This is a genomic window from Nocardioides dubius, from assembly GCF_039528155.1.
Taxonomy (GTDB): Bacteria; Actinomycetota; Actinomycetes; order Propionibacteriales; family Nocardioidaceae; genus Nocardioides; species Nocardioides dubius.
The window spans coordinates 350370-361004 of sequence record NZ_BAAALG010000003.1; the positions used below are offsets into that span (position 1 = coordinate 350370).

Consider the following 10635-nt stretch of genomic DNA (forward strand, 5'->3'; position numbering starts at 1 on the left):
ATGCTCCAGGTTTGGAGGCCGGTCAAATTTGGACACTTTGCAAGGACGACGGTAGAGCCCTCGTAGGCTACTCGCTTGCCGGGGGTGCACAGATGGACAACTTGAGGGAGTTGCGGGGATGGCTTTGGTAGCGGGACGACGGCTCTCGTGGATCCGGCTTGGCGTCGTGGTCCTCGCACTGGCCGGGATCGTCTTCACCTCGCTGCGCGGCTGGCAGTGGTTCCAGGACTCGCGGGTCAAGGTCGGCGAGCCGTCCTGGTTCGCCGGCTACGTCGACGTCACCGCGACGCCCTCCTACGAGTTCGAGGACCCGGAGCCCGGCGCCGGCAACAGCGCCGTGCTCGCCTTCGTGGTCGCCGACCCGGACCAGGAGTGCGCACCTGCGTGGGGCGGTGCCTACACCCTCGACGAGGCGCGCGACCAGCTCGACCTCGACCGTCGGGTTGCCCGGCTGCGCCAGCTCGGCGGAGCTCCGATGATCTCCTTCGGCGGTCAGGCCAACACCGAGCTCGCGGTGGCCTGTGACGACGTCGAGGAGCTAACCGACGCCTACCGCGACGTCGTTCAGCGCTACGAGATCGGCGTGATCGACCTCGACGTCGAGGGCGAGGCGCTCTCCGACGACGCGGCCAACCAGCGACGGGCGCAGGCGGTCGCGCAGCTGCAGAAGGAGGAGGGCACCGAGGTCTGGGTGACCCTCCCGGTCGCGCCGCACGGGCTCACCGACGAGGGCCTCGAACTGGTCACCGGGATGCTGGAGGCCGGGGTCCGGCTGCGCGGCGTCAACGTGATGACGATGAACTACTCCGACAGCAAGGAGCCGGGCGACTCGATGGCTGAGGCCTCGATCAAGGCCCTGGAGGCGACCCACACTCAGCTCGACGACCTCTACCGCGGCGTCGGCGACCGGCGCACCGCGGCCCAGCTGTGGCGGCTGATCGGGGCGACCCCGATGCTCGGCCAGAACGACGTGCTGGGGGAGGTCTTCTCGCTCGACGACGCCGCCGAGCTGAAGGAGTTCGCCGCCGCGCAGAAGCTGGGCCGGCTCTCGATGTGGTCGCTGAACCGGGACCGGGCCTGCAGCGGCAACTGGCCGGACATCACCAAGGTCTCGACCTCCTGCAGCGGCCTGAACCAGGCGACCGGCGCCTTCGCCCAGCTGCTGGGCGCGAAGCTGGAGAGCGGCCCCGGCGTCACCGCGGAGCCGGAGGCCACCGACGAGCCGACCGCCGTCGACGAGGACGACCCCGCCACCAGCCCGTACCAGGTGTGGAACGCCGAGCAGGCCTACCAGGCCGGCGAGCGGGTGGTCTGGCGCCGCAACGTCTACGTCGCCAAGTGGTGGACCAGCGGGGACGTTCCGGACGACCCGACCGTGGCCGACGACTCGGCGCCGTGGCGCCTGATCGGGCCGGTGCTGCCGGGCGAGAAGCCGGAGCCGCTGCCCACGGTCGCGCCCGGTACCTTCGCGAAGTGGCGCCCGGGTGCCGCCTATGTCGCCGGGGACGTCGTGCAGCTCGGCGATCTCGCCTACGTCGCGAAGTGGTGGACGCAGGGCAACAGCCCCGACGCGCCGTCCACCCAGGACTCGCCGTCCCCGTGGAAGCGCCTCGAGGGCGCCGAGCTCAAGGAGGCCCGCGCGAAGGCGGGCAGCTGAGGCCGACGGACCGTTTGCCTGGGGCGTGACCGGGTACCCAGGCTGTGATCATCTCGTGGCGGCACGGAGCAGCAGGGGCCGTCAGACCAGAGGACGTGGTTCAGGCATGACCGACCGGCAGAGGGACAGCCGCGCAAGCGGATGCCACGACGCCGTGCTCTACGCCGATGACGATCTCCTCATCGAAGCGGCGGCGCAGCACCTGCGTGCCGGTGCCGAACGCGGACAGACCCTCATGCTTGCCTGCGCGCCGCAACGCAACCGGGCGATCCGTGACGCCGTCCCGGAGCTGCCGCGCATCGCGATGCTCGGCGAGTCGGACGCCTACCTCAGTTGCGGCGAGACCCTCGAGTTCTACGCCGAGCAGGTGCGCCAGGCCGGCGACGACGGCGGTGCCGGGCTCTGTGTGGTCGGGGCGCTGCCCGACCGCACCTACGACGTGCCCAGGAGCTGGCCGCGCTGGTCGCGCTACGAGGCAGCGGTCAACCACGTCTTCGCCGACCAGCCGTTCGACGCACTCTGCACCTACGACACCCGGCGCGCCGACCCGAAGCTCCTGCGCGCGGTGCGCCAGACGCACGCCCACCTGTACCGGGACGGCGCAACCCGGGTGAACCCCGAGTACCGCGACCCCGCAGAGCTGCTGCGCGAATGGTCGGCGCCGCCCGTGCTCGCCGCGGAGTCAGAGCGGCCGGTGCTGGAGATACGGGGCATCGCCGACCAGCCGGCTGCGGAGCGCGCCGGCCAACACCTGGCCGACGTCCTCTCCAGCATGGACACGGCGCTGCAGTCCTACGCGGGCCTGCTCTTCCCGGCCGACCCGGCGCTGATCGAGGTCGATGAGTACGTGCTCGCGGTGGACGCCGTGCTCGCCAACGCCGTGCGCCACGGCACCGATCCGGTCGCCTTGCGGATGTGGGTCGACCACGACCACGTGATCACCACCGTCACCGACTCCGGTGCGGGCTTCGACGACCCGTTCCGCGGGTTCACCACCGCGTCGGCGTCCGGCGTCGCCCATCAGCACGAGGGCCTGTGGCTCGCGCGGCAGTTCACCGACGACCTCAGCTTCCGCCACGACCCCGACGGATTCACCGTGCGGCTGCGCGCCGACCTCGACGTGCGCTCGGAAGCGCTGGTCTGAGGATGCTGCCTCAGGCTCCGCCTGCCGGCAGGGCCTCCAGCATGATCTCCGGGTTGTCGCGTGCGGTGACCTGGGCCCGCCACTGGTCGACGAAGAGCGCCATGTGCGTGCCGTCGCTGCGCTGCAGGACCTCGATGCCGCGCTTGCCCGCCAGTGCTGCGGCGCCGGCGGCGTCAGTGATCCGGGCGACCTGGTAGTCGAGCCGGCTGAACCGGATCGGCGAGTTGAACTCGTGCAGCATCCGGTCCTCGACAACCTCGAACTGCAGCGGGCCGACGGCCGCGAGCACCGGGCTCTGGTCGCCGCGCAGGTCGGAGCGCAGGACCTGCACCACGCCTTCCTGGTCGAGCTGCTCGATGCCCTTGCGGAACTGCTTGTAGCGGCCGATGTCGCCGGCCGAGGCAGCCATGAAGTGCTCGGGTGCGAAGCTCGGCACCGGCGGGTACTCGATCGCCTTGCCGGTGTAGATCGTGTCGCCCACCCGCAGCGCGTTGGCGTTGACCAGGCCGATGATGTCGCCGGGGTAGGCGTGCTCCACCGAGGTGGTCTCGCGACCGAAGACGGTCTGCGCGAACTTGGTGGCGAACGGCCGGCCGCTGCCCGCGTGGGTGACGACCATGCCGCGCTCGAACTCGCCGGAGACGATCCGGGCGTAGGCGAGCCGGTCGCGGTGCGAGCTGTTCATGCCGGACTGCACCTTGAACACGAACGCGCTGAACTCGCCGCCCGGCTCACGGCTGGAGCCGTCCACGCCCTCTGTGGACCCGGGCGCCGGGGCCAGCTCGAGGAGCAGGTCGAGCAGCTGGGCGACGCCGAAGTTCTGCAGGGCGGAGGCGAACATCACCGGGGTGGTCTCGCCGGTGAGGAAGCGCTCCTGGTCGTGGTCGGCGTCGTCGAGCTCCAGCAGCTCATGCTCCTCGACGGCGGCGGCCCAGACCTGCCGGTCGTTCTCCTCCACCGCGTCGGCGTCCATCCGCCGCTCGGGGGCACGGGTCGCGCCGCCGGCCGTGCGGGTGTACTTGATGAACTCGCCGGTGCGGCGGTCCAGCACGCCGCGGAAGTCGCCGGCCTCGCCGACCGGCCAGGTCAGCGGGGTGGGCCGGATCTTGATCTGCTGCTCGATCTTGTCCATCAGCTCGAGCGCGGAGAGGCCGGGGCGGTCCCACTTGTTGATCACGGTGATCACCGGGATGCCACGCAGGGCGCAGACCCGGAACAGCTTGAGGGTCTGCGGCTCGAGGCCCTTTCCGGCGTCGACCAGCATCACCGCGGAGTCGACGGCCGAAAGCACCCGGTAGGTGTCCTCGGAGAAGTCGCTGTGACCGGGGGTGTCGACGAGGTTGACGACGTGGTCGCGGTACTCGAACTGCAGCGCGGCGGAGGTGATCGAGATGCCGCGGGCCTTCTCCATCGCCATCCAGTCCGACACCGTCGCCTTGCGGTCGCCCTTGCCGTGCACGGCACCGGCCTCGTTGATCGCACGAGCGTGCAGTGCGAGGGCCTCGGTCAGTGTGGACTTGCCGGCGTCGGGGTGGCTGATGACGGCGAAGGTGCGGCGTGGGCGAGTGTCAGACACTGTGCTGAATCTACCCGGGGTCGGGGCTGCGGACACAGTCGCGGGCTGGTCCGAGCCCCACCGTGACGGGCAGAGTGGTGCCGTGCGGGACACGGAGTGGGCGGACGCGGCGTTGGTGGTGGGGGAGTCGGTGCTCGACGTGGTGCGGGTGCCGGACGCTGCGCCGAGCAGTCGCCCGGGTGGCTCGGCGGTCAACACCGCGGTCGCGCTGGCGCGGTTGGGCCGGTCGACCCGGCTGGCCACCTGCTACGCCGACGACGCCGGTGGCCGCGAGATCGTCCGCCATCTGGCGGGTGCGGGCGTGGCGCTCGCCGGCGACCCCCACGTGGTGGCGAGCACTGCGCGAGCCGATGCGGTGATCGACGCCTCCGGCGCGGCGCACTACGAGATCACCGTCGACTGGCGGCTGCCGGTGTTGTCGGGGTTGCTGTCGGCGTTGTCGTCGTCGGCGGCGGGAACCGGCCCCCGGGTGGTGCATGTGACCTCCTTCGCGCCGCTCCTGGCGCCGGGTGCCGCGCAGGTGCTGGAGCTGGTGCAGCGGCTAAGGCCGCACTGCGCGGTGAGCTACGACGTCAACCTGCGCCCGGCGGTCACCGGGGCCGGGCCCGAGGTGGTCGCCGCGGTGCAGCGGATGGCGGCGATGGCCGATCTGGTGAAGGCCTCCGACGAGGATCTGGCGGCCCTGTGGCCGACCGACGGCGTCGAGGGCGGCGTGTGGCGCCTGCTGGCGGCCGGTGCGGCGGCGGTGGTCGTCACCCGGGGTGCGGCGGGCGCGAGCTGGCACACGCGCGCGGCAGGGACCTCCGGCGCCGGCAGCGTGGCCGGCGTGCCGGTCGTGGTGGTCGACACGATCGGGGCGGGCGACACCTTCAGCGCCGCGCTGATCGACCGGCTGTGGCCGCACCTGGGCGCGGGAGCTGGACCCAGGCTCGCCGGGCTGGAGGCCGAACAGTGGCGCGCCGCGCTGGCCTTCGCCGTCCGGGCCGCGGCGGTGACGGTCTCCCGGCACGGTGCCGATCCGCCGTCGGCGGACGAGCTCTAGGCGCGAGACTCAGTAGCTGACCGGACCCGGATAGACGTCCACGCCGAGCGGTGCCTGGCGGATCATCTCGGCGACCTCGGGGGAGATCCGCCTGGTGCCGGTGTGGTCGACGAGGAAGGCCAGACCGTGCGGCGTCGTCCACAGGTAGCGGCCCTCGCCCACCTGTCGAGCCTGGTAGCCGGCGTGGGTCTTCCAGCGGTGATGGGTGCGCCCCAGCGGGCCGGAGTTGTGAGTGCCGGTCTGCTCGTCGTGGAGGTGGGGGCCTGGGGGCCCGGTGCTGCGATAGGGGGTGACGTGGTCGTAGTCGACGTTGCGGCTGGTGGCGGCGGCATAGGGCCAGTAGTCGCCACAGGTCTGGAGGTAGACCCGCTCCTTGAGCGCCTCGGGGTGCTCGTAGGCGGTGGTGCGGACCCGGTTGTTGAGGTCGATCACCGGCTTGACGGTGACCTTCGTGCGGTGCAGCAGCCGGTGCAGCTGAGTGAGCGTGTGTGCGCGCAGCCCGTGGTTGCCGGTGGGCTCGGCCCGGGCGACGCCCGCCGCCTGGCCGGTGAGCGCGGCCTCGTGCAGGTGGAGGTAGAGGACGGCCTTGGGGCGGAGCCTCGTCCAGTCGATGGCGCGCAGGTGGCCCAGAAGCTCCTGCGGGAAGGCGATCGCCCGGTTGAGGCCGCACGCGCACGGGGCTGGGGCCTGCTCGTCGTCGTCGGCGGCGGCGTCGCTCGAGGGCTGCTCGGCGACCTCCTCGGCGACCTCCTCGGCGAGCAGCGTCAGCAGCTCCGCGGGCCTGGCGAGGTAGCCCAGGGCGACGGCGCGCCACTCGTCCCGGCACCGCTCCACGTCGTCGCGGCTCTGCAGGATCGCGACCACGCGGGTGAGGGTGGCGTCGATCCAGGCGGCGTCGCCGGCGTCGATCTGGGCGATCAGGGCACGCAGGCCGTATTCGTTCGTCCTGCCGAAGCCGACGTAGCGGCGCCGCTTCTCCTCCTCCACCCGGGCGTTGTGGAGATCGACGTCGGCCTCGATGATCGCCGCCTCGGCGACGTCGAGGATCCGGCCGCCTCCCTCGCGGCCGAGCATCCGCGCGATCGCGGCGTCGACCACGCCCACCCGGGCCAGGGGGAGGTGGCGGGACAGCCTGGCGACCTTGCGCACGATCCACAGGTCGACGATGCCGGTGGTGGCCGTGCCCCAGATCAGCGGCAGCCGGTGCTGGAGGTCGAGCGCGTCGGCGAGTGCGTGGTTGGTGGCGATCACGTGGGTGCCGCGGGCCAGCGCGATCTCACCCAGGCAGTGGTCCTGCACCAGCGGGGTGCCCTCGCCGCCGAGCCGCACCATCGCCAGGCGCCGGCGACGGCCGGCGTCGTCGACCTCGCCGTGGAGTGCCGCCCACTGGGCCAGCAGCTCGAGCTCACGGACCTCGCTCAGTCGTCGCTCGACCACCGCGGCGCCGGCGGCGTGCAGCACCGCGGTGGCGTCGAGGTCGGGCGTCGAGAAGGACATGCGACGAGCGTCGAACAGACCTCCGACACAATCCCCGCAGCCGCGGGGCTCGGGCTCAGTTCGCCCAGCGGTGCGCGGTCGCCGCCGCCAGCTCGGCGACGCTCGCGATGCCGTCGGCCAGCGCCTGGGCAGGCGTCGCGCCGTCGAGGTCGTCGTGGGCGGTGGTCAGCCAGAGCGCGACCGACCAGGCCGGCTGTCCGGCGAAGGCCGCCAACACGGCGTCGAGGCCCGGCAGCAGCGCGCCGTCGCGCACCTGCCAGGTCGGGTGGATCCACTGCTGGTCCGCGGTGCCGAGTGCCACCAGACGGCCCTCCTCGCGCAGCCGCCGCACCATGGCCACCTCGGCCGGGGCGCCGTCGATCACCAGCGCCTCGGCCAGCGCCGCCTCGTCGTAGAAGTCGGGCCCCACCTGGATCAGCATCGGGTTGCCCGCGGGCGCTGCGCCGCCGCGCTTGGACGCACCGTCGTTGCCCTGCCTGCGCTTCTTAGCCACGGCTCCATCCTGTCACCGGTCATGATGGGGGCATGCCCCTGCCTTCTGCCGTTCGAGGATCGACGATGTCGCCCGACGTCATCGTCCTGGCGACGCAACCTCTGACCGACCTGAGTCGTTGGCTGCGCGGCGACGGTCTGGAGATCGTCATGCTGGTCACCGGCTCGATGCTGCTGGGGCGGTTCGTGCGGTGGTCGGCGGACCAGTTCTCGGCCCGCGCGGAGCGTGCCGAGAGTGCCCCCGGGGGCAGCCGGGTGCGCTCGGAGGACTCCAAGCACCGGCGCGCGATCGCGCAGGTGATCACCTGGGCGATCGTGGTGCTGATCTACACCGTGACCACCATCGCGGTGCTGCAGAACCTCGGCGTCTCGCTCGGCGCGATCGTCCCGGCCGCCACGGTCGCCGGCGTGGCGCTCGGCTTCGGCGCGCAGCGGATCCTGCAGGACCTGCTGGCGGGCTTCTTCGTCCTCGCCGAGCGCCAGTACGGCTTCGGTGACCTGGTGCGGATCTCGGTGACCGGTGTCGCCACGCCGGTCCTCGGCACGGTGGAGAACGTGAGCCTGCGGATCACCTCGCTGCGCACCCCGACCGGCGAGGTGGTGATCACGCCCAATGGCCAGATCGTCCAGGTGACCAACCTGTCGCGGGACTGGGCGCGAGCGGTGATCGACGTGCCGGTGCCGATCGTCTTCGACGTGAACCTGGTCAGCAAGCTGCTGCGTGACGCCGGAGCGGCCGCCTACGAGGACCCGGCCCTGCACGAGCTGCTGCTCGATGCGCCGTCGGTGATGGGCGTGGAGTCCATCGAGATGGACCAGTTCACCGTGCGGGTGGTGGCCAGGACGCTGCCAGGTCGCCAGTTCGAGGTGAGCCGGGCGCTGCGGATGCAGATCACCCGCGCCCTGCGCGCGGAGGGGATCAACGTGCAGGCCGAAGAGGCGGGGACGACGGGAGGCGAGGGATGAACGGGCTCACGCTGGAGCGTCCGCGCTTCTCCACCATGGTCCTGGCCGGGATCTTCCTGGCCGCGATGGTGCTCTACCTCTTCGTCCGCCCGGACCCGGTCGAGCCGGCCCAGCCCACCCAGCAGTACGGCCCGGTGCAGCCGGAGGAGTCGCCGTCCGAGCCGAGTGAGACGCCGAGCCCGTCGCAACGCCCCAGCGCGACGCCGTCCGACTCCGAGACGACGCCGAGCGAGCCCGAGGGCTCGTCGCCCTCGCCGTCGCCCTCCGACCAGCCGACCCGTGGTGGGTCACCGTCGGCCACCCCGACCGACCCGGCGCCCGAGCCGGAGCCGAGCGAGGTGCCGACCTCGGAGCCGACGGGCACCTCCGTTCCGCAGGACGACGCCACTCCTTGAGCCGCGTCGTTTGCGGTCAGCGGGCCGGGGTACTGCCACGGCATGAACGACCAGCGCAGAGCGTGGCGGGCGGCGACGGCCCTGGTCAGCATCGCTGGGCTGGCCCTGGTCGCCTGCGGCGCTGCGACCGACGACCCGGTCTCGGATCGCCTGGAGCACTTCCATCGAGCGGTCGCGTCAGGCGATGGGGAGGGGGCCTGCGGGGATCTCGCCGCAGAGGCCCGGCGCAGCCTCGAGTCGGAGGAGGGCAAGCCCTGCTCTGAGGCGATCCTGGAGCTTGGCCTTCCCGAACCGCCCGGTCCGGGCGAGGTGCACCGCTATGGGTCGATGGCTCAGGTTCGGCATGAGGACGACACCGCGTTCCTGAGCCGCTTCGACAGCGGCTGGCGCGTCGTCGCCGTTGGCTGTGCTCGGCAGCCGGACGACAAGCCCTATGACTGCGACATCGAGGTGGGTTGAGATGCGTGTCATCTTCGTCGCCTACCTCGCGGTGATCCTCGGCGGTCTGGCATGCCTGATGGCGATCGCGCTCGGGAGGCTCTGATGGGCAGGCTGAGACTGCATTCCCTGGGACTCTTCTTCGGGATCATCTTCCTGGCTAGCCTGATCGGTCAGGCTAGCGCGGGATGGCACGCCTTCAACGCGGAGCAAGCGGCGGAGGGGCTGGGCACGCTCACCTTCTGGCGTTACCTGGTCTCGGCCGACTTCGCGGTGGACGTCAGTGAGAACTGGCAGAGCGAGTACCTCTAATTCCTTCTCTACGTCACCGCCACGATCTGGCTGATCCAGCGAGGATCGCCGGAGTCGAAGGAGCCGGAGAAGGCCGGCCTGGAGTCCGACGAGGACCAGATGGTCGGCGTCCATGCCCGGCCGGACAGTCCCGCTTGGGCCAAGTCGGGAGGGTGGCGGACGCGGATCTTCTCCTACTCGCTGACGCTCACCATGGGAGCGATCTTCCTGCTGTCATGGCTGGTCCAGTCGATCGCCGGACGGGTCTCCTACAACGAGGAGCGCCTGGCGCGACGTCAGGACCCGGTCTCCTATCTCGACTATCTCGGCAACGCCGACTTCTGGTCCCGCACTCTGCAGAACTGGCAGTCGGAGTTCTTGGCAGTCGGGTCGATGGCGGTGCTGGCGATCTATCTGCGGCAGCGCGGATCGCCGGAAAGCAAGCCGGTCGGCGCCCCGCACGAAAGCACCGGGATCGAAGGGTGATGAGCGCGTAAGCGCGCGAATGCCAGGCGCCCCGGCGGGGTACAGATGGGCCACACTACGAACCAGGAGGTCGTGATGGCGGACGTCGTCGATCTGATCATGCAGGACCACCGCGAGGTGGAGCGTCTCTTCGCCGAGCTCGAGAGCAATCCGCAGGCTCGGCCGACGGTGGTCCCGGTCCTCACCACGCTGCTCGCCGCGCACAGCCGCGCCGAGGAGTCGGAGGTCTATCCGGCAGCGGCCGATGCCGGTGGCGCCGACGACGTGGAGCACAGCCAGCAGGAGCACATCGAGGCCGATGAGCTGCTCGAGAGGCTGGCCGAGGCCGACCCGGAGGGGGCCGAGTTCGAGGAGATCCTGGCCAAGGCCGTCGAGTCGGTGAGCCACCACATCGAAGAGGAGGAGGAGACCGTCCTCCTCCACATGCGCGAGCGGATGGATGTGAGCCGCCGCGAGGAGCTCGGGGACGCCTTCTTGAAGGCGCGGGAGGAGCACCTGGGTCAGCAGCCCGCCGACATCACCCGCGACGAGCTGCGGCGCCAGGCCGACAACGCCGGGATCACCGGCGTGTCGGGCCTGGACAAGGCCAGCCTGCAGGAGGAGCTGCGCAAGCAGGCTGACGGCTAGGCGGGACCGCCGGCGTCGGGCGCG

The 10635-nt window shown here is 71.4% G+C and carries 10 protein-coding genes and 1 pseudogene; 8 read left to right on the plus strand and 3 right to left on the minus strand.

All coding sequences use genetic code 11. The features are described from left to right. Window positions 1-118 precede the first annotated feature (118 nt). Window positions 119-1657 carry a chitinase gene (locus ABD151_RS05860; protein ID WP_343992257.1) on the plus strand — a complete coding sequence of 513 codons (1539 nt, stop codon included), beginning with the start codon at window positions 119-121 and terminating at the stop codon, window positions 1655-1657. Between the two features lie 106 nt (window positions 1658-1763). Continuing rightward, window positions 1764-2801, plus strand: coding sequence for an MEDS domain-containing protein (locus ABD151_RS05865; protein ID WP_343992259.1), 1038 nt, complete (start codon window positions 1764-1766; stop codon window positions 2799-2801). A gap of 10 nt (window positions 2802-2811) precedes the next feature. On the opposite strand, the gene ABD151_RS05870 is transcribed toward ABD151_RS05865, so the two are convergent. Next, window positions 2812-4377 carry a peptide chain release factor 3 gene (locus tag ABD151_RS05870; RefSeq protein WP_343992261.1) on the minus strand — a complete coding sequence of 522 codons (1566 nt, stop codon included), beginning with the start codon at window positions 4375-4377 and terminating at the stop codon, window positions 2812-2814. Window positions 4378-4459: 82 nt separating this feature from the next. Here ABD151_RS05870 and ABD151_RS05875 point away from each other — a divergent pair, with 82 nt between their 5' ends. Beyond that, on the plus strand, window positions 4460-5419 hold the full coding sequence (locus ABD151_RS05875; RefSeq protein WP_343992263.1) for a PfkB family carbohydrate kinase: 960 nt from the start codon (window positions 4460-4462) through the stop codon (window positions 5417-5419). A 9-nt stretch (window positions 5420-5428) separates the two neighbouring features. Here the strand turns inward: ABD151_RS05875 and ABD151_RS05880 are convergent, their stop codons facing one another. Together ABD151_RS05880 and ABD151_RS05885 are read right to left on the minus strand one after the other, a co-directional pair. After that, window positions 5429-6916, minus strand: coding sequence for a hypothetical protein (locus ABD151_RS05880; protein WP_343992265.1), 1488 nt, complete (start codon window positions 6914-6916; stop codon window positions 5429-5431). Window positions 6917-6971: 55 nt separating this feature from the next. Next, window positions 6972-7409 carry a hypothetical protein gene (locus ABD151_RS05885; RefSeq protein WP_343992267.1) on the minus strand — a complete coding sequence of 146 codons (438 nt, stop codon included), beginning with the start codon at window positions 7407-7409 and terminating at the stop codon, window positions 6972-6974. A gap of 65 nt (window positions 7410-7474) precedes the next feature. Here ABD151_RS05885 and ABD151_RS05890 point away from each other — a divergent pair, with 65 nt between their 5' ends. The 5 genes and pseudogenes from ABD151_RS05890 (at window position 7475) to ABD151_RS05910 (ending at window position 10611) form a co-directional block, all read left to right on the plus strand. After that, entirely contained in the window at window positions 7475-8374 is a 900-nt protein-coding gene (locus tag ABD151_RS05890) for a mechanosensitive ion channel family protein (RefSeq protein WP_343992269.1), read from the plus strand. Then, window positions 8371-8769, plus strand: coding sequence for an Rv3103c transmembrane domain-containing protein (locus ABD151_RS05895; protein ID WP_343992271.1), 399 nt, complete (start codon window positions 8371-8373; stop codon window positions 8767-8769). The genes ABD151_RS05890 and ABD151_RS05895 overlap by 4 nt, the downstream gene beginning before the upstream one ends. A gap of 42 nt (window positions 8770-8811) precedes the next feature. After that, window positions 8812-9228, plus strand: coding sequence for a hypothetical protein (locus ABD151_RS05900; RefSeq protein WP_343992273.1), 417 nt, complete (start codon window positions 8812-8814; stop codon window positions 9226-9228). A gap of 84 nt (window positions 9229-9312) precedes the next feature. After that, window positions 9313-9984 (plus strand): annotated as a pseudogene (locus ABD151_RS05905) (DUF6766 family protein). Between the two features lie 45 nt (window positions 9985-10029). Beyond that, window positions 10030-10611, plus strand: a complete 582-nt coding sequence (locus ABD151_RS05910) for a hemerythrin domain-containing protein (protein ID WP_343992276.1) — start codon at window positions 10030-10032, stop codon at window positions 10609-10611. Window positions 10612-10635 lie beyond the last annotated feature (24 nt).